Here is an 18,377-nt window from a genome sequence, read left to right as displayed (position 1 = left end):
CACGGTGGACGTCCGATAAGCGCCCGGGATGCGGGGTTGCGCCCGGGAATGGCGGGGGGGGGGGGGGCGGCCGCCGCGCCGCCGCCCCGGGTGCCGCCCGCGGCGCCGGCACCGTCGCCCCCGCAAGGCGCGCCGCGCCGTACCGCCGGGGTCAGGGGCGCCGTCGCTGTGTGCGTCGTGCTCGGGCTCGGCCTCATCGGCGGGTCCGTCGCCGGGGCCGTGCTCAACCACGGCCCGCACCAGGCGCCGCCCGCCGCTCCCGGGAGCGCCGCGGAATTCGGCCAGGCGCGGCAGGTGTGGCACAGCGCGCCGGTCGACACGCTCTTCCCTCCGACCGTGAGCGGCAAGGGCGCGGGACCGGGCGGCTCGGACCGTTCGTGGACCCGGATCGGGGTCGCCGCGCCCGGCGGCTGTACCGGCGCCTTCGACCCGCTGCTCGACCGGGTCCTGGCGCCTGCCGGCTGCCAGCGGCTGCTGCGGGCGACCTACGCCGACAGCACGTCGACCACGGTCACGACGGTCGGCCTGCTCGTCACGGCCGCGGAGCCTTCCGGCATGCAGGCGCTCAGCCGGCGCTGGACCGGCGAGCACCTCGGCGACCGCACCGACCTGATACCGCGTCCGGTGGCCTTCCCCGGCACTCCCGCGGCCCGCTTCGGCGCCTCGCAGCGCGGCAGCTGGGACGTCCAGATCTCCGCCGACCTGCCCTTCGTCGTCTACGCGGTGAGCGGCTTCGCCGACGGCCGCGCCATACCGAGCCCGCAGCCCGCGGCACTGGCGACGGCAGCGGGCGCCACCACCGCCCCCGCCCAGGCGGGCCTCGGCCACGACGCCACCGGCCTGGCCAAGGCGATCGACGAGCGGCTGACCACCGCGGTCGACGCGGAACTGCACCCGACCAGCACCGCCGGGACGGAGAAGCACCGATGATCCGCCGCACCACCCTGCCGGTCCGGTCGGCCGCCGTCGTCACGGCCGCCGCCGCGCTCCTCGCGGTCGGCGGCGGGCCCGCCGCCGCGGACACCGTCAGGGACCGGGAATGGGCGCTGGACGCGCTGCACGCGCAGACGGCGTGGCAGACCACCAAGGGCGCGGGCGTGACCGTCGCCGTGCTCGACACCGGCGTGGACGCCACCCACCCCGACCTCACAGGACAGGTGCTCACCGGCAAGGACCTGGTCGGCTTCGGCGCCGCGCGCGGCGACACCTCGTGGGCCAACCACGGCACCGGCATGGCCGCGATCATCGCCGGGCACGGCCACGGGCCGGGCAACGGCAGAGGTGTGCTCGGGATCGCGCCGGAGGCCAGGATCCTGCCGGTGCGGGTGATCCTGGAGGAGAAGGACCCACAGCGCGACAAGGCCAGGAAGAGCCGCGGCGGCGCACTGCCCGAGGGCATCCGCTGGGCGGTCGACCACGGCGCCGACGTCATCAACCTCTCACTCGGCGACGACAGCGCGACGGCCGCACCCGTAGCAGCCGAGTCCGACGCCATTCAGTACGCCCTCGGCAAGGGTGTCGTCGTGGTGGCGTCCGCGGGAAACAGCGGCGACAAGGCCGACCGCTCCTCCTACCCCGCCGCCTACGCCGGGGTGATCGCGGTGGCCGCGGTGAATCAGAGCGGCGGCCACCCCGCCTTCTCCACACACCGCTGGTACGCCTCGGTGGCCGCGCCGGGCGAGGACGTGGTGATGGCCGACCCGGACCGCAAGTATTACGACGGTCTGGGCACGAGCGCCGCCTCGGCCTATGTGTCGGGCGCCGCCGCGCTGCTCAGGTCCGCCTATCCCGAGCTGAGCCCGCTGCAGATCAAGCAGGTGCTCCAGGACACCACCCGGCACAGGCCCAGGGGCGGCAGGAGCGACGAACTCGGCACCGGTGAGATCGATCCCGCCGCGGCACTCGCCGCCGCGGCGAAGCTCAAGCCGGGGCCGCTCGCGCCCGCCGCCGCGAGCTACCCGCACCGCTACTTCGGCTCGGGGCCCGCCGCGATGCCGGCGCCGGCCGCAGGGTCGAGTGTCCTCGGCAATGGTGTCGCCGCCGCGTTCGGCGCGGCCGGGGCGGTGCTGATCGCGCTGGCCGCACTGCTGTGGTTCCGGCCGCGGCGCCACGCCGCCGCGGTGGGGGGCGGCGTACCGCAGCCGGATAGGGTGCCGGAGTGGCGTTGAAGAACATCCCCGACTCCGGTTACGCCGGCGACGACGGCTCCGCGGCCCCCGCGCTGACCGCGGCCCTTGCCGCGTGGGCCGCCGACCGCGGCAAGGAGGCGGCGGTGGTCGAGGCCCTGCACACCGCCCGGCTGCTGGTCCCGGTGGTCGCCGTGCTGGCCGAGGCGGAGACCGGCGAGGACGGGCTGCGCCGGGAGAAGAGCAGCGACATGGCGGTGCCGACCATCCACGCGCCTGACGGGCGCCGGGCCCTGCCCGCGTTCACCTCCACCGCCGCGCTGACCCGCTGGCGCCGGGACGCGCGGCCGGTCGCCGTACCCCTGCACCAGGCGCTGCGGGCACTCGCGCAAGAGGGGGCCGACACCCTGCTGATCGACCTCGCGGGGCCGGTCGCGTACGAGCTGACCGGAGCCGCGCTGGCGTCCGCCGCCCGCGGTCCCGGCCGCGGCGGACCGCTGGACGACCCGGCGGTACGCGCCGCGCTGCGGGCCGCGGTGGCCGCAGAGCCCGGCGTGGCGCGCGCCCACCTGGCGCCGGGCACCGACGGCGACGGCACCCTCGGCCTGGTACTCGCGCCGGGCGCGGACGCCGAGCGGACCGGCCGGGCGCTGGCCGCGGCGCTGGCCGCGGACGACACGCTGCGGGCGGGCCTGCGCCAGGGCCTCGACCTGGCCCTGCTGCCGCCGGACGCCACACTGCCGGGGGAACCGCTCTTCACCCGCTGACCGGGCACCGTTTCCGCCGGTCCGCCCGCCCTCGGGACCTCCCGGCACCCGCAAGGCCCCCCGTATCCGCTCCGTACGGCTTTGATCCGGGATGTGCGTTTCACCCGAAAAGCCGACAATGCGAGAGCAGGCCAGAGATCATCTTCGTGGAGGTCCTGATGGACATGCGAACGATCACCGAGAACCGGACGCCCGACGACCAGCGGGCCTTCATCTGCGAATTCCTCGGCACCCTTGTGCTGGTCTTCTTCGCGGTGGGCGCGGCCGTGCTCTCCGGGGAGTACATCGGCACCCTGGGCATCGCGTTCGCGTTCGGCCTGGTCCTGCTGGCCATCGCCTACACGATCGGCCCGATCTCCGGCAGCCACGTGAACCCGGCGGTCACCCTGGGCATGCTGGTCGCACGCCGGATCACGGTGCGCACCGCCGTCGAATACTGGATCGCCCAGGTCCTCGGCGCCATCGCGGGCGCCGCGCTGCTGCTGCTGGTCGCCAAGCAGGTGCCCGGGCTGCGGACGCACGGCGCCTTCGGCACCAACGGCTACGGCTACCGCTCGGCGGTCGGCGTCACCATCTTCGGCGCCTTCGTCGCGGAGCTGATCCTGACCTTCCTGCTGGTCTACGTGGTGCTCGCGGTCACCCACCGGATCGCGGTGGTCGGCTTCGACGGACTGCCCATCGGCATGGCGCTCGTCGTGGTCCACCTGGTCGGCATCCCGCTGACCGGCACCGGGGTGAACCCGGCCCGCAGCCTGGCCCCCGCGCTCTTCGCGGGCAGCCCGGCGCTGTCGCAGGTGTGGCTGTTCCTGATCGCGCCGCTGATCGGCGCGGTCCTGGCCGCGCTGGTGCACGAGGTGACCCACCCGGCGCTCGCCGCGGTCCGCGCGGCCAGGGCGGCGTCGGCCGAGGCCGAGACCGCCGCGCGGGCCGTCGGCGAAGAGGGCTGAGGGCCGGATGCGCGCCACGCGGACCACAGCGACAGCCCGGGGCCGGTCGGCCGAGGACCGGCCCCGGACCGCAGTGAAGGACCCCCGCCGGTCGGCCGAGGACCGGCCCCGGACCGCAGCGACAGGCCCCCGGTCAGCCGAAGACCGGCCCTGTGTACTTCTCGCCGGGTCCCTGACCCGGCTCGTCCGGCACCACCGACGCCTCGCGGAAGGCCAGCTGCAGCGACTTCAGCCCGTCGCGCAGCGGCGCCGCGTGGAAGGTGCTGATCTCGGTGGCGCTGGCGGTGACCAGGCCGGCCAGCGCCTGGATGAGCTTGCGGGCCTCGTCGAGGTCCTTGTGCTGCGCACCCTCCTCGGCCAGGCCGAGGTTCACCGCCGCCGCGCTCATCAGGTGGACGGCCACCGTGGTGATCACCTCGACGGCGGGCACGTCCGCGATGTCGCGGGTCATATCGTCGAAGCCGGGGGCAGGTGCGTCGCTCATGCCGCCACGATATGCCCCGTCCGGCCGATTACGGCCTCCGCCCCCACGCTGGTATGCTGGGGGAACGACCGGTCGGCCACCCATGTGACCGACCACCAAGTGGAGGCTCCGATCTCCCACCTGATCGGCCGGAAGGCCGACGGGTCCCGGTCAGACGGCAAGCACCGGTATGACACCGGTGACCGCCGTCCGATGCGCCCCGCGGAATAAACGCGGCGGTGCTCCCGGTTGTGAGGAGCCCCGCCTGTGTCCCGTACGGGGCGTTTTCTGCGCCTTGGGTACGGGTCGGTCGGACGAAGACAGACTCAAGCGCGGCTGTCGGCCAGTCAGCCGCGTGGTGCAACCGAGGAGGCCCCATCAGCGCCGAGCCCCGCATCAACGACCGGATTCGCGTTCCCGAGGTGCGACTTGTCGGTCCCAGCGGCGAGCAGGTCGGCATCGTGCCGCTTGCCAAGGCCCTGGAGCTTGCGCAGGAGTACGACCTCGACCTGGTCGAGGTGGCGGCGAACGCACGTCCGCCCGTGTGCAAGCTCATGGACTACGGGAAGTTCAAGTACGAGTCGGCCATGAAGGCCCGTGAGGCGCGCAAGAACCAGGCGCACACGGTCATCAAGGAGATGAAGCTCCGGCCGAAGATCGACCCGCACGACTACGACACCAAAAAGGGTCACGTCGTCCGGTTCCTCAAGCAGGGCGACAAGGTCAAGATCACCATCATGTTCCGCGGACGCGAGCAGTCCCGGCCGGAGCTCGGCTACCGGCTGCTGCAGCGGCTCGCGGAGGACGTCCAGGACCTCGGCTTCATCGAGTCGAATCCGAAGCAGGACGGCCGGAACATGATCATGGTCCTCGGTCCGCACAAGAAGAAGACCGAGGCCATGGCCGAAGCCCGCGAGGCACAGGCCGCCCGCAAGGCGAGCCGTCAGGGCGACGCCGCGGGTGACGCGCCGGCCGACGAGGACACGGACGTGGACACGGACGAGCAGGTCGAGGCCCCGGCCGACGCCGGCTGAGACGAAGGACATCCCGGAGCCCCGGCTCCGGGTCGGTAATGCAGAACTGACGCTCCCCGTGCGCCCTCCGGCGGACGGGAAGGCCAGCGACGAGGAGACTACGGCGCCATGCCGAAGAACAAGACGCACAGTGGTGCGAGCAAGCGCTTCAAGATCACCGGCTCCGGCAAGGTGCTGCGTGAGCGCGCCGGCAAGCGCCACCTGCTCGAGCACAAGCCGTCCAGCAAGACGCGCGCCCTGACCGGCACGGTCGAGGTGGCCAAGCCCGACGCCAAGAAGATCAAGAAGCTGCTCGGCAAGTGACGGCCGTGCCCCGACCCGGGCGCATCGTCCCTGGCCGGGAGTCCATTCGCTTTCGGACCGCGTGAGTACGACCGCGGTCCCCTAGAAGGAGTCATCAAGTGGCACGCGTCAAGCGGGCAGTCAACGCCCAGAAGAAGCGCCGGGCGATCCTGGAGCAGGCCAGCGGTTACCGCGGGCAGCGTTCGCGCCTGTACCGCAAGGCCAAGGAGCAGGTCACCCACTCCCTGGTCTACAACTACAACGACCGCAAGAAGCGCAAGGGCGACTTCCGCCAGCTGTGGATCCAGCGCATCAACGCCGCTGCCCGCGCCAACGGCATCACCTACAACCGCTTCATCCAGGGTCTCAAGGCCGCCAACGTCGAGGTCGACCGCAAGATCCTCGCCGAGCTGGCCGTGAACGACGCCAACGCCTTCGCGGCGCTGGTCGAGGTCGCGCAGAAGGCGCTGCCCGCGGATGTGAACGCGCCGAAGGCGGCGTGACGCCGCACGCCGAGGGCAGAGCGGTTCCCGGGACCCGCGGGCGGTAGCGCCGCCCGCGGGTCCGCTGTTTGTCCGTTCGCGGTCCGCCCGGCACCACCGGACGGCCGCTGTTCCGGCTGACGTCCGCAGCGGCGGACCGGACGGTGCCGGCCGGCACCTGGAAGCGAGCACCGATGCCCACCCCCGAGCTGACCTCGCTGCGTTCCGCGCGGGTCACCGCCGCGCACCGGCTGGCCCGGCGCAGCTTCCGCGGCAAGGAGCGGCGCTTCCTCGCCGAGGGCCCGCAGGCCGTACGGGAGGCCGTCGCGCACCCCGGGGGACCCGCGGGGCGCACCCTGGTCGAGCTGTACGCCACGCCCGAGGCGGCCGAGCGGCACGCCGACCTGATCGCGGCGGCCCGCGCGGCCGGCGCGCCCGTACTGACCGCGACGCCCGAGGTCATGGCGGAGATCTCCGACACCGTCACCCCGCAGGGCGTGGTCGGCGTCTGCCGCTTCCTCGACACGCCCTTCGCCGACATCCTGCGCGCCCGGCCCCGGCTGGTCGCCGTCCTGGCCCACGTCCGCGACCCGGGCAACGCCGGCACCGTGCTGCGCTGCGCCGACGCGGCGGGGGCCGACGCGGTGGTGCTCACCGACGCCTCGGTCGACCTGTACAACCCCAAGGCGGTACGCGCCTCGGCCGGCAGCCTCTTCCACCTGCCGGTCGCGGTCGGGGTGCCGGTCCAGGACGCGGTCGCCGGGCTGCGCACCGCGGGCGTACGCGTCCTGGCCGCCGACGGCGCGGGCGAGCGGGACCTGGACGCGGAGCTGGACGAGGGCACCATGCGCGGCCCCACCGCCTGGATCTTCGGGAACGAGGCCTGGGGCCTGCCCGCGGAAACCAGGGCCCTCGCCGACGAGGTGGTGCGCGTCCCCATCCACGGGCGCGCGGAAAGCCTCAACCTCGCCACGGCCGCCGCCGTCTGCCTTTACGCCTCCGCCCGTGAGCAGCGTGCGCCCGCAGGGTGCCGCAGCGTGACCTCCAGCTAGTAGGGTGGCGGCCCGGGGGACCCTGAGAGGGGGTGGCGCGCATGGGTGTCACGGCGCGAAGGAACGGCGCGCACAGCGCGCCGACGGTCCTGCCCGCGGACCCGCCGGGGCCGGAACAGGACCCGGCGGCCGGCTCGCACCACAGCGCCGCGGACTGGTGCGGCCTGCACCCCGACGACCTGCCCGACGGGCTGCTGGTCGCCGACCACACCGGACGGGTGGTGTGCTTCAACTCCGCCGCCGCCCGGATCACCGCGCTGCGGCCGCAGGACGTCCTGGGGCGGCCCGTGGAGCAGGCCCTGCCGCTCGAAGACCTCGAAGGCCGCCGCTGGTGGCAGCTCACCGACCCCTACGGCGGCCTGGCGATCAGGGCCGGCCAGCCCGAGCGCAATCTGCTGCTGCCCGGCGGCCGTGAAGTGCTGGTCGCCGCCCGGTACGTCCGCGAGCGGCCCAAAGGGCCGGTGCGCCGGCTGGTGGTCACCCTGCGCGGCACCGACGCCCGGCGGCGTACCGAGCGCAGCCACGCCGAGCTGATCGCCACCGTCGCGCACGAACTGCGCTCACCGCTGACGTCGGTCAAGGGCTTCACCGCGACCCTGCTCGCCAAGTGGGAGCGCTTCACCGAGGACCAGAAGAAGCTGATGCTGGAGACCGTCGACGCCGACGCCAACCGCGTCACCCGGCTGATCGCCGAACTCCTGGACATCTCCCGCATCGACTCCGGCCGGCTCGAAGTGCGCCGCCAGCCGGTCGACCTGGCCGCGGCCGTACAGCGGCACGTCGACGGGCACGTCGCGGCGGGCCAGCGGCCGGACCGGTTCAGTCTGCGGGTCGGGCAGCCGCTGCCCGCGCTGTGGGCCGACCCGGACAAGATCGACCAGGTGCTCGGCAATCTGCTGGAAAACGCGGTGCGGCACGGCGAAGGGACTGTCACCATCGAGGTGGGACCCTCGTACGCCAACGGCGACCGGCGGTCCACCGGCACGGCGGTCACCGTGAGCGACGAGGGGCCAGGCATCCCGGAGGAGTCCATGAGCCGCGTGTTCACCCGCTTCTGGCGGGGCAGCAAGCGCGGCGGCACGGGCCTGGGCCTCTACATCGTCAAGGGCATCGTCGAGGCGCACGGCGGCACCATCGCGGTGGGCAGGGCGGCGGGCGGCGGCGCCGAATTCCGATTTATCCTGCCCGTCGGGGCACCCGCGTTCATGGCCTGAGGCGGCGCCGCCGCCCGCGGCCCACCGGGACCGCCGCGACGGGCGAAAACCGCCGGTCCCCGCGGCGCCAGTAGACTCGTGCCCTGGCATGTGTCCGGTCGGGCAGAGCCTCCACCGGAACGTCGGCACGCGAGGCGCCCCCCACATCATCCATTTCGGAACGGGAAGAGATGTCGGCACCGAATAAGTCGTACGACCCTGTCGAGGTCGAGGCGCTCAAGCCGGACGCGATCGAGCGGATGCGCGCTGACGCGCTCGCCGCCATCGCGGCCGCGGGCGACCTCGAAGCACTCGCCCATGCGAAGACCGCGCACACCGGTGGCGGCTCGCCGCTGGCGCTCGCCAACCGCGAGATCGGCGCCCTGCCCCCGCAGGCCAAGGCCGAGGCGGGCAAGCGGGTGGGCCAGGCCCGCGGCGCGGTCAACCAGGCCCTGGCCGCCCGACAGGCGGAACTGGAGGCCGAGCGCGACGCGCGGGTCCTGGTCGAGGAGGCCGTCGACGTCACCCTGCCGTACGACCGCCGCCCGGCCGGTGCCCGGCACCCGCTCACCACGCTGTCCGAGCGGATCGAGGACATCTTCGTGGCCATGGGCTACGAGGTCGCCGAAGGCCCCGAGGCCGAGGCCGAGTGGTTCAACTTCGACGCGCTGAACTTCCCGCCCGACCACCCGGCCCGCGAGACCCAGGACACCTTCTTCGTCGCGGGCCCCGACGGCCGCAGCGAGTCCGGCGTCGTCCTGCGCACCCACACCTCGCCGGTGCAGATCCGCGCCCTGCTGGAGCGCGACCTGCCCGTCTACGTGATCGCGCCGGGCCGCGTCTACCGCTCCGACGAGCTGGACGCCACCCACACCCCGGTCTTCGCGCAGGTCGAACTGCTCGCCGTGGACGAGGGCCTGACCATGGCCGACCTCAAGGGCACCCTGGACCACATGGTGGTCTCGCTGTTCGGCGAGGGCATGACCACCCGGCTGCGGCCCAACCACTTCCCCTTCACCGAGCCGTCCGCCGAGATGGACATGCTCTGCTACGTCTGCCGCGGCGCCTCCGTCGGGAATCCCGACCGCCCCTGCCGCACCTGCTCCTCCGAAGGCTGGATCGAACTCGGCGGCTGCGGTGTCGTCAACCCCCGGGTGCTCACCGCCTGCGGCGTGGACCCGGAGAAGTACAGCGGCTTCGCGTTCGGCTTCGGCATCGAGCGGATGCTGATGTTCCGCCACAACGTCGAGGACATGCGAGACATCGTCGAGGGTGACGTGCGCTTCACCCTCCCGTTCGGGATGGAGATCTGATGCGGGTCCCGCTTTCTTGGCTGCGGGAGTACGTCGACCTGCCCGCCGGAGTCACCGGCCGCGACGTCCAGGCCAAGCTCATTTCCGCCGGTCTGGAGGTCGAGACCGTCGACCAGCTCGGCGCCGGGCTCAAGGGCCCGCTGGTCGTCGGCCGGGTGCTGACCATCGAGGAGCTGGAGGGCTTCAAGAAGCCGATCCGCTTCTGTACGGTCGACGTCGCCGACGCCAACGGCAGCGGCGAGCCGCAGGAGATCGTCTGCGGCGCCCGCAACTTCGCCGTCGGCGACAAGGTCGTGGTGATCCTGCCCGGCGGTGTCCTGCCCGGCGACTTCCAGATCTCCGCCCGCAAGACCTACGGCCACACCTCGCACGGCATGATCTGCTCCGCCCGCGAACTGGGCATGGGCGAGGACCACGACGGCATCATCGTGCTGCCGTCCGACGCCGAGCCCGGCACCGACGCGATCGAGCTGCTCGAACTGGTCGACGAGGTGCTGGACATCGCGGTCACCCCCGACCGCGGCTACTGCCTGTCGCTGCGCGGGGTCGCCCGCGAGGCCGCCATCGCCTACGGGGTGCCGCTGCGCGATCCCGCGCTGCTCGACGTGCCCGCGCACAACGGCGACGGCTACCCGGTGCGGATCGCCGACCCGGACGGCTGCGACCGCTTCACCGCCCGTACGGTGACCGGCCTCGACCCCCGGGCGCACTCGCCGATCTGGCTCCAGCGGCGGCTGCAGAAGGTCGGCATGCGCCCGATCTCGCTCACCGTCGACATCACCAACTACGTGATGCTCGAAGTGGGCCAGCCGCTGCACGCCTACGACCGGTCCCGGATCGACGGGCCCATCGGCGTGCGCCGCGCACAGCCCGGCGAGAAGCTGACCACCCTGGACGGTGCCGAGCGGATCCTCGGCACCGAGGACCTGGTCATCACCGACAACAGCGGGCCGATCGGCCTGGCCGGCATCATGGGCGGAGCCGACACCGAGATCGCCGACGCCGCCGAGGCCGAGGGCACCACCGACGTCGTCATCGAGGCCGCGCACTTCGCGCCGATCCCGATCGCCCGCACCTCGCGCCGGCACAAGCTCGGCTCCGAGGCGTCCCGGCGCTTCGAACGCGGCACCGACCCGCTCGCCACCTCCGCCGCCGTGCAGCGCACCGTCGACCTGCTGGTCGGCCTGGCCGGCGGCACCGCGGAGCCCGGCGTCACCGAGATCGCCGCACCATCGCAGCCGCGCACCATCGCGATGGCCGCCGGCCACCCCGACCGGGTGGCCGGCACCGCGTACGGCCGCGAGACCGTCGTCCGCCGCCTCCAGGAGATCGGCTGCGAGGTCCGGGGCGGCGACGAGCTGACCGTCACCGTGCCGTCCTGGCGCCCCGACCTGTCGTACCCCAACGACCTCGCGGAAGAGGTCATCAGGCTCGAAGGCTACGAGAACCTGCCCTCGACCCTGCCGCAGCCGCCCGCGGGCCGCGGCCTGACCGAGTCGCAGCTGCTGCGCCGCCGGGTCGGCCGGGTGCTGGCCGGCGCCGGCTACGTCGAGGCGCTGAGCTACCCCTTCGTCGGCGCGGAGGTCTTCGACCAGCTCGGCCTGGACGCGGACGACGCGCGGCGCCGTACGGTACGGCTCGCCAACCCGCTCGACGACACCGAGCCGGCGCTGCGCACCACGCTGCTGCCCGGGCTGCTCGCCACGCTGCGCCGCAACCTCGGGCGCGGCGCGCACGACCTCGCGCTGTACGAGACCGGGCTGGTCTTCCTGCCCGGCGCCGAGCAGGTCCTGCCGCCGCGGCTGACGATCGACCGGCGGCCCACCGACGAGGAGATCGCCGCGCTCCAGGCGGCGCTGCCCGACCAGCCGCGGCGGGTCGGCGCGGTGCTGGCCGGCGCGCGCGAGCTGCCCGGCTGGTGGGGCGCGGGCCACACCGCGACCTGGGCCGACGCGATCGAGGCCGCACGGACCGTCGCCGGTGAGGCGGGCGTCACCCTCACCGTACGGGCCGGCCAGTACGCGCCCTTCCACCCCGGGCGGTGCGCCGTCCTGCTGGCGGGCGAGGCGGTCGTGGGGCACGCGGGTGAACTCCACCCCCGGGTCACCAAGGCCTTCGGGGTGCCCGAGCGGACGTGCGCGATGGAGATCGACCTCGACCTGGTCGAGGCGGCCGGCGGCGAGCGCGCCACCGGGCCGCGGGTCTCGACCTTCCCCGTGGCCACGCAGGACGTCGCCCTCGTGGTCGACGCGGGGGTTCCGGCCGCGGACGTCGAGGCGGCGCTGCGGGCGGGCGCCGGTGAACTGCTCGAATCAGTACGCCTCTTCGACATCTTCACCGGGCCGCAGATCGGCGAGGGCCGCAAGTCCCTGGCGTATGCGCTGCGCTTCCGGGCGGCGGACCGCACGCTGACCGCCGAGGAGGCGTCGGGGGCGCGTGACGCCGCCGTCGCCTCGGCGGCGGGCCGTACGAACGCCACCCTCCGCGGCGCCTGACCGTGCCGGGCGAGGGGGCCCACCCGGGCCCCCTCGCCCCTTGGGGGCGTGCCACTTGCGGCGGCATTCGCACGTGCGGTGCGTCTCGGCCGGCCGCGCAGTTCCCCGCGCCCCTGACGGGCCGCGGCTACGCGCGGAGATCGTCCAGCACCCCGGCGGCCGGTCCTCCGGCGACGTCGCCCTGCTCGTCCTGTCCCGCGACACCTGCCCGCGCGCGCCCCGCTTCCGTACCACCGTGCTGTCGGCGCCGTAGCCGCTACGAGCCGGCCCGCGACTCCCGCGACTCCCGCGACTCCCGCGACTCCCGCGACTCCCGCGACTCCCGGGAACGGCGGTGATAGGCGGGTGCCGTGCCGGTGAAGAAGTCCCTGCGGTAGACCCCGTGCCGCAACTCGGCCGCGTAACCGTCGAGTTCCGGCATCCCCATCGCCCGTGCCACCGCCAGTTCGGCTTCGACGTCGTAGGGCACCCGTACGGACTGCAGGGAGAAGGGCGCGTCGTCCGGTGAGCCGCAGACCCCCTCCGCGATGACATAGACCGGGGTCGGGTCGTCCAGGCTGTTGCCGACGCTTCCGGTGTTGAACACCGTCCGGCGCTCGCGGTCCACCTCGTAGTACGGGTCGTGGGTGTCGCCGTAACCGACCACCGTGGGCGGCGGGCCGTCCCCGGTGGCGGGCGTGTTGCTGAACAGCTCCAGGAACTCGGCCTCGTCGTGGTCGAAGCGGATCCGCCGGTGCACCGAGGTGGGGGACGCGTGGAAGAGCCGCACCTGGCGGCCGCTGATCAGGAAGTCGTGGCTGAAGGGCAGGCCGCGCAGCCACTCGCCCTGCCCCGCGGACAGCTGGGCGAGCCACCACGCCAGTGCCGCGCTGTCGTCGTCCCGGTCCGGGTCGGGCAGAGCGTCGTCCCAGTTCCCGAGGATGTTCACCTCGCAGCGCTCCCGGCAGACGTCCACCACCTCCTTTCCGCGCGGCCCCTTGCCCACGTAGTCGCCGAGGTTGAAGATCCTGGTGATCCCCCGGGCGTCGATGTCGTCGAGGACGGCTCCGAGCGCCGTCAGGTTTCCATGGACGTCGGAGATCAGAGCGATGCGTTCGAGGTCTTGGCGCATGGGGCATCCTTGCATCCGGTACGCGCCAGGGCCGCGACGGCCCTGCGACGGTTTCGGCACAGGTGCGGGCTCGCGGGCTCCGTCACCCGGCTGCCGCCGCACCTGTGGCCGGTCGCGCCGTTCCGGGCGACGGTGGCGGGGTGCGCGGGCACGCGTTCTTCTGGTCGTCCGAGGAGGTACGGACGTGGCCGAACAGACAGCCGGTGCGGCGGAGGAAGAGCCGAAGGCCGGGCAGGACACCGGGCCGCGGCCCGTGCTGCCGCGAGGGGTGCCGACCGTCGTGGTCGACGGCCTGCATGTGATCTACCGGATCTACGGCGCCGGCACCGGCCACGGCAATGCCACCATGGCGCTGCGCCGGGTGCTGCTGCGGCAGGGCGCGCCCAGTGTGCAGACCGTGCACGCGATCAAGGACGTCAGCTTCACCGCCTACCGCGGCGAGGCGATCGGCATCATCGGTTCCAATGGCTCGGGCAAATCCACCCTGCTCAAGGCCATCGCGGGCCTGCTCCCGCCCGACCGCGGCCGGGTCTACACCGACGGCCAGCCCTCGCTGCTCGGGGTGAACGCGGCGCTGATGAACGACCTGACCGGGGCCGCCAACGTGATCCTCGGAGCGCTCGCGATGGGCATGTCCCGGGAGGAGGTCCACCAGCGCTACCAGGGCATCGTCGACTTCTCCGGGATCAACGAGAAGGACGACTTCGTCTCGCTGCCGATGCGTACGTACTCCTCCGGCATGGCGGCCCGGCTGCGGTTCTCGATCGCGGCGGCCAAGAACCACGACGTGCTGATGATCGACGAGGCGCTGGCCACCGGCGACCGCGACTTCCAGCGCCGCTCGGAGGAGCGCATCCGCGAGCTGCGCAAGGAGGCCGGCACGGTCTTCCTGGTCAGCCACGACAACACCTCCATCCGCGACACCTGTGACCGGGTGCTGTGGCTGGAGAAGGGCGAGCTGCTGATGGACGGCCCCACCGACACCGTGATCAAGGCCTACGAGGACCACACCGGGGGCAGCTGAGCCCGGCCGGGCGGATCCGGGCCGGGCGGTACGGGGCCGGCAGGGGTCAGTACGGGTAGAAGCCCGCGCCCGACTTGCGGCCGAGCCGTCCGGCGTCCACCATCCGCTGCAGGATCGGCGGGGCGGCGTACAGCGGCTCCTTGTACTCGGCGTACATCGAGTCGGCGATGGCGGCGATGGTGTCGAGGCCGATCAGGTCGGACAGCTTGAGCGGACCCATCGGGTGGGCGCAGCCCATCTCCATGCCGTTGTCGATGTCCTCACGGGTCGCCATGCCCGACTCGAACATCCGGATCGCGGAGAGCAGGTACGGCACGAGCAGCGCGTTCACCACGAAGCCCGAGCGGTCCTGGGCCCGGATCGCGTGCTTGCCCAGGACGCCGGTGACAAGGTGTTCCGCGCGCTTGAGGGTCTCACTGCCGGTGGTGAGCGCCGGGATCAGCTCGACCAGCGCCTGCACGGGCGCCGGGTTGAAGAAGTGGATGCCCAGCACATGGTCCGGGCGGGAGGTCGCCACCGCCAGCCTGACCAGCGGGATCGATGAGGTGTTGGACGCCAGGATCGCGTCCTCTCGGGTCACCACCTGGTCGAGCACCCGGAAGATGTCGGTCTTGACCTGCTCGTTCTCCACGACGGCCTCGATGACCAGATCGCGGTCGGCGAATTCGCCGAGATCCGTGGTGAAGCTCAGCCTGCCGAGCGCCGCGTCCCGCTGCTCCGCGGTGATCTTGCCGCGCTCCGCCGCCTTGCCGAGCGAGTGGGTGAGCCGGGCCCGGCCCAGCTCCAGCGCCTCGCCCGTGGTCTCGGCGACCCGGACGTCGAGCCCCGCCTTCGCGCACACCTCGGCGATCCCGGAACCCATCTGGCCCGCGCCGACCACACCGACGCGCTCGATGTCACTCACTCGACCAGCCCTTCGCGCAGCTTCACGTTGACCGGACAGACGTTACCGCTGTCAGGACGCGGTGACGCGGGTAGGACCGGCGCGGGCCGGTGCCACCCGCGTCACGCAGGGGCCGTCGGGCGGGTCGGACGGTCAGCTCTTCGTGCAGGCCCTGCCGTTCAGCGTGAAGGCGGCAGGCACCGCCGCGGTTCCCTGGACCACGCCGCCGAAGCCGAAGACGGCGTTGCCGCCCGCCGGGATCGAGGTCGACCAGCTCGGCGCGGTGACCGAGACGGCCGCACCGCTCTGCGTGTAGTTCGCGCTCCACAGCGAACTGATCGTCTCACCGGCGGTGAACGACCAGCCGAGCTGCCAGGCGTTGACCGCGCTGCTGCCGGTGTTGGTGACCGTGACGGACGCCTGGAAGCCGCCGGGCCACTGGTTGGTGATCGCGTAGCCGACCGTGCAGGACCCGGACGACGGGCTGGTGGGCGGCGTCGTGGGCGGGGTCGTCGGAGGAGTGGTCGGAGGTGTGGTGGGCGGAGTGGTCGGAGGCGTCGTCGGAGGTGTGGTCGGCGGGGTCGTACCGCCGCCGGTGTCCGTGGTGTCGCCGTAGATGATGCCGCGGCCGTTGGTCGCGACGTACACCCGGCCGAAGACCCGCGGGTCGCCGGTGATGGCGCTGTTGGTGACGCCGTACTGGTGGGCGTTGTCGTTGATCCGCACCCAGGTCGCGCCCGCGTCGGTGGAGCGGAAGACGCCGCGGACGCCGCCGACCTTCGCGCTGCTGTAGAGGGCCTGGTAGGAGGCACCTGGCGCGGCCTTGCCGAAGCCGATGTTGTCGGCCTCCTGCACGCCCGCCAGCTTGGTGAAGGACGCCCCGGAGTTGGTGGAGTGCCACAGCCCGTACGTGCTGCCGCTGCCGCCCGCCACCCAGACGTCGCCCTCGGTGCCCGGCAGCGCCTTGAGCTTGCCGTTCTCCGTGGGCAGCCCGGTGGCCGCGGTGGCGGTGAAGGTCGCGCCGCCGTCCGTGCTCAGGTAGAACCTGCCGCCGGACAGGCCGTAGAACTTCTTCGGATTCACCCGGTCGGACCCGATCGCGGCGCCGGTCGGGATGCCGCTGGAGGCGGACCAGGAGTTGCCGAAGCCGACGGAGTAGTTGACGCCGGTGCCCGCCGGGCTCCATAGGAAGCGGCTGCCGTCGGCCGCCGCGGCGACCGTACCGCCGCCGCTGACGCCGGACGGGTCGCTGCCGGCGAACCAGTTGGCGCCGTCGTCGGTGGAGAAGGAGACATGGGCGCCGGTGTCCGCGTTGCCGACCCTGACCATGGTGTTCGCGTTGGTGGCCGCGAAGTCCAGGCTCGTGGTGGTGGTGAAGTTCGGCTGGGTGAACATCATCGCCGGGACCGCGGTCAGGTCGGTGTGCCGGAAGCCGCCGATGTCACCGAGCGCGCTGATCAGCGGCGCGCCGGACGGCGGGCTGATCAGGTCCTGGACCGAGGTCTCCTCCAGGCCCCTGGCGTTCGGTTTGATGGTGAACTTGGTGCCGGTGTCCCAGTTGGTGAGGTTGTCGGTGCCGTAGACGGTGGCGCCGGTGCCGTACCACATGCGGTTGGAGTTGAAGGGGTCGATCTCCAGCGACTCGGTCATCCAGCCGAGCTTGGGGGTCTCCTCCGGCGGCGACGGGTTGGCGCCCCAGCTCAGCCACGGGGACGCGGAGATGTCCATGGTGTAGCGGTCGCTGCGGGTCGGGTAGCTGGGGGTGTCCCAGGCCCGGGTCCAGGTGGCTCCGCTGTCGGTGCTCCGGAAGATCTGCGTGTCGGCCCACCAGGAGCTGTAGCCGGTGACCATGACGGTGCCCGGGTGCTGCCGGTCGACGGTCAGGCCGCTGTAGCCGAAGTACGTGTCGGCGTCCGACATCGGGCTGATGTTCGTCCAGGTGCCGGTCGCGGTCGCGTACCGCCAGACCTGGCCCTTGGCGCCGTCGTAGGGGCCGCCGGTGTCGCTGGTGGCGAGGTAGAGGTAGCCGTTCACCGAGTCCAGTACGCCCTTGTGGGCGATGTAGCCGGTGGGCTGGCCGGCCAGCCGGGACCAGGTGGCGCCGCCGTCGGTCGAGCGGTAGACGGTGTTGGCCTTGTCGGCCACGCCCACGTAGATGGTCTGCGTGGTGGCGCCCTTGGTGCCGGTGCGCGGGTCGAACGTCACCCACACGTCGCCCTGGTTGTCGCTCTGGTAGCCGGTGCTGTCGGACGCGTCGGCCACGTAGTTGCCCACGTTGGGGAAGGCGGTGACCTTCGCCCAGGTGACGCCCGAGTCGGTGCTGCGCCACAGGCCGTTGCCGCTGGGGGCGGCGAAGTACAGCACGCTGTCCTTGTTCGGGTCGATGGCCAGCCGCTCACCCATGCCGCGGCCGGGCATGTTGCCGCCGAGCTTGAACGGCAGCGCGGTCGCCGACCAGGTCGCCCCGCGGTCCGAGGAGCGCAGGATCGAGCCGTTGCCGGGGTCCCAGGAGTTGGTGTACATGCCGACCGCCGCGTACACCTTGTCCGGTGCCAGCGCGTCGGTGGCCAGGCTGACCACGCCGTTCTTGTTCCAGTCGGTCCAGCCCGCGGAGTCCAGCAGCGGGGTCCAGGACTTCGTGGACTCGTTCCAGCGGTAGGCGCCGCCGATGTCGGTACGGGCGTAGGCGAGGTTCTTCTCCGACTGGTTGAAGATGATGCCGGGGACGAAGCCGCCGCCGCCGATCTGCACGTTCTTCCAGCTGTACGCGTCGGAGACGGCGGCCGGCGCCGCACTTGCCGTGCTCTTGCCGGTGGCGGCGGCGGTCGCGGAGGCGACGGTGACGGCGCCGCCGACCAGGGAGAGTGCCGCGACGAGCGCGGCGAGGGGTCTGCGAAGCATGGGGGCGTCCTTGGAGTGGGGGGCGGACGGGTTGTCGTGGGAGCGCTCCCACGAGAGGTCCGATGATAGCGGGCCCGTTCGGGCCCGAGAAGGCCTTTGCTGACGATCCGCCCTCGGGGGGCGCGGGCTCCGGCGGCTCCCCTTGCGCCAGGGGGCGCGCCCCCCGGGCATGGGGCCCGTTCCCGCTGCGGCAGGGGGCGCCCGTCCGCCGGCGCGGGCCTGAGGGCGCCGGCTGCGGCGGCGGGTGCGCTTCCGCCGGGGGCGGGGGTGTGCGGTTCCCTTCGGCAAGGGGGTGCCCACCAGG

16 protein-coding genes are annotated in these 18,377 nt (G+C 72.9%); 12 read left to right on the top strand and 4 right to left on the bottom strand.

All coding sequences use genetic code 11. The annotated features are described in order from the left end of the window. Window positions 1-168 precede the first annotated feature (168 nt). The 4 genes from V7E46_RS23885 (at window position 169) to V7E46_RS23870 (ending at window position 3,840) form a co-directional block, all read left to right on the top strand. Entirely contained in the window at window positions 169-930 is a 762-nt protein-coding gene (locus V7E46_RS23885) for a hypothetical protein (RefSeq protein ID WP_333770329.1), read from the top strand. Further along, complete coding sequence (mycP, locus tag V7E46_RS23880; protein ID WP_333770328.1) at window positions 927-2,168, top strand: type VII secretion-associated serine protease mycosin; 1,242 nt, start codon at window positions 927-929, stop codon at window positions 2,166-2,168. The genes V7E46_RS23885 and mycP overlap by 4 nt, the downstream gene beginning before the upstream one ends. Next, window positions 2,159-2,893, top strand: coding sequence for an SseB family protein (locus V7E46_RS23875; RefSeq protein ID WP_333770327.1), 735 nt, complete (start codon window positions 2,159-2,161; stop codon window positions 2,891-2,893). Before mycP ends, V7E46_RS23875 begins: the two co-directional genes overlap by 10 nt. A 164-nt stretch (window positions 2,894-3,057) precedes the next feature. Continuing rightward, entirely contained in the window at window positions 3,058-3,840 is a 783-nt protein-coding gene (locus V7E46_RS23870; RefSeq protein WP_443054323.1) for an MIP family channel protein, read from the top strand. A gap of 133 nt (window positions 3,841-3,973) precedes the next feature. Here the strand turns inward: V7E46_RS23870 and V7E46_RS23865 are convergent, their stop codons facing one another. After that, window positions 3,974-4,324: a DUF1844 domain-containing protein gene (locus tag V7E46_RS23865; RefSeq protein ID WP_329180576.1), complete on the bottom strand. Its 351-nt coding sequence runs from the start codon at window positions 4,322-4,324 to the stop codon at window positions 3,974-3,976. Window positions 4,325-4,680: 356 nt separating this feature from the next. Between V7E46_RS23865 and infC the strand changes: the two genes are divergently transcribed. The 7 genes from infC to pheT all read left to right on the top strand — a co-directional run bounded on the left by infC (window position 4,681) and on the right by pheT (window position 12,154). Then, on the top strand, window positions 4,681-5,337 hold the full coding sequence (gene infC, locus V7E46_RS23860) for a translation initiation factor IF-3 (RefSeq protein ID WP_333770331.1): 657 nt from the start codon (window positions 4,681-4,683) through the stop codon (window positions 5,335-5,337). A 108-nt stretch (window positions 5,338-5,445) separates the two neighbouring features. Beyond that, window positions 5,446-5,640: a 50S ribosomal protein L35 gene (rpmI, locus tag V7E46_RS23855; RefSeq protein WP_033178181.1), complete on the top strand. Its 195-nt coding sequence runs from the start codon at window positions 5,446-5,448 to the stop codon at window positions 5,638-5,640. Window positions 5,641-5,738: 98 nt separating this feature from the next. Next, complete coding sequence (gene rplT / locus V7E46_RS23850; protein WP_033178180.1) at window positions 5,739-6,122, top strand: 50S ribosomal protein L20; 384 nt, start codon at window positions 5,739-5,741, stop codon at window positions 6,120-6,122. 173 nt (window positions 6,123-6,295) lie between these two features. Then, window positions 6,296-7,153 (top strand): TrmH family RNA methyltransferase, encoded by an 858-nt coding sequence (locus tag V7E46_RS23845; protein ID WP_333770325.1) that lies wholly within the window; start codon window positions 6,296-6,298, stop codon window positions 7,151-7,153. A 41-nt stretch (window positions 7,154-7,194) separates the two neighbouring features. Beyond that, complete coding sequence (locus V7E46_RS23840) at window positions 7,195-8,367, top strand: sensor histidine kinase (protein WP_333770324.1); 1,173 nt, start codon at window positions 7,195-7,197, stop codon at window positions 8,365-8,367. A 170-nt stretch (window positions 8,368-8,537) separates the two neighbouring features. Next, a complete protein-coding gene (gene pheS / locus V7E46_RS23835; RefSeq protein ID WP_333770323.1) occupies window positions 8,538-9,659 on the top strand; it encodes a phenylalanine--tRNA ligase subunit alpha in 1,122 nt (373 codons plus the stop codon). Continuing rightward, on the top strand, window positions 9,659-12,154 hold the full coding sequence (pheT, locus tag V7E46_RS23830; protein ID WP_333770322.1) for a phenylalanine--tRNA ligase subunit beta: 2,496 nt from the start codon (window positions 9,659-9,661) through the stop codon (window positions 12,152-12,154). Before pheS ends, pheT begins: the two co-directional genes overlap by 1 nt. A gap of 256 nt (window positions 12,155-12,410) precedes the next feature. Here pheT and V7E46_RS23825 read toward each other — a convergent pair whose 3' ends face one another. After that, window positions 12,411-13,265, bottom strand: a complete 855-nt coding sequence (locus V7E46_RS23825) for a metallophosphoesterase family protein (RefSeq protein WP_333770321.1) — start codon at window positions 13,263-13,265, stop codon at window positions 12,411-12,413. Window positions 13,266-13,449: 184 nt separating this feature from the next. Between V7E46_RS23825 and V7E46_RS23820 the strand changes: the two genes are divergently transcribed. Further along, window positions 13,450-14,289, top strand: coding sequence for an ABC transporter ATP-binding protein (locus tag V7E46_RS23820; RefSeq protein ID WP_443054322.1), 840 nt, complete (start codon window positions 13,450-13,452; stop codon window positions 14,287-14,289). Window positions 14,290-14,335: 46 nt separating this feature from the next. Here the strand turns inward: V7E46_RS23820 and V7E46_RS23815 are convergent, their stop codons facing one another. Next, entirely contained in the window at window positions 14,336-15,193 is an 858-nt protein-coding gene (locus V7E46_RS23815; protein WP_333770320.1) for a 3-hydroxybutyryl-CoA dehydrogenase, read from the bottom strand. Window positions 15,194-15,325: 132 nt separating this feature from the next. Further along, window positions 15,326-18,073, bottom strand: coding sequence for a cellulose binding domain-containing protein (locus V7E46_RS23810; protein WP_333770319.1), 2,748 nt, complete (start codon window positions 18,071-18,073; stop codon window positions 15,326-15,328). Window positions 18,074-18,377 lie beyond the last annotated feature (304 nt).

It is taken from the genome of Streptomyces sp. IBSBF 2435 (assembly GCF_036815005.1).
Classification (GTDB): domain Bacteria; phylum Actinomycetota; class Actinomycetes; order Streptomycetales; family Streptomycetaceae; genus Actinacidiphila.
Note: the sequence above shows the minus strand (reverse complement) of the source record. Positions and strands in the feature narration are given on the sequence as shown.

Bases quoted from the DNA above. Each gene is read 5' to 3' on its own strand.
- mycP (WP_333770328.1), top strand. From the start codon at position 927: ATGATCCGCCGCACCACCCTGCCGGTCCGGTCGGCCGCCGTCGTCACG.
- V7E46_RS23825 (WP_333770321.1), bottom strand. From the start codon at position 13,265: ATGCGCCAAGACCTCGAACGCATCGCTCTGATCTCCGACGTCCATGGA.
- V7E46_RS23840 (WP_333770324.1), top strand. From the start codon at position 7,195: ATGGGTGTCACGGCGCGAAGGAACGGCGCGCACAGCGCGCCGACGGTC.
- V7E46_RS23810 (WP_333770319.1), bottom strand. From the start codon at position 18,073: ATGCTTCGCAGACCCCTCGCCGCGCTCGTCGCGGCACTCTCCCTGGTC.
- V7E46_RS23845 (WP_333770325.1), top strand. From the start codon at position 6,296: ATGCCCACCCCCGAGCTGACCTCGCTGCGTTCCGCGCGGGTCACCGCC.
- pheT (WP_333770322.1), top strand. From the start codon at position 9,659: ATGCGGGTCCCGCTTTCTTGGCTGCGGGAGTACGTCGACCTGCCCGCC.
- rpmI (WP_033178181.1), top strand. From the start codon at position 5,446: ATGCCGAAGAACAAGACGCACAGTGGTGCGAGCAAGCGCTTCAAGATC.
- pheS (WP_333770323.1), top strand. From the start codon at position 8,538: ATGTCGGCACCGAATAAGTCGTACGACCCTGTCGAGGTCGAGGCGCTC.
- V7E46_RS23865 (WP_329180576.1), bottom strand. From the start codon at position 4,324: ATGAGCGACGCACCTGCCCCCGGCTTCGACGATATGACCCGCGACATC.
- V7E46_RS23870 (WP_443054323.1), top strand. From the start codon at position 3,058: ATGCGAACGATCACCGAGAACCGGACGCCCGACGACCAGCGGGCCTTC.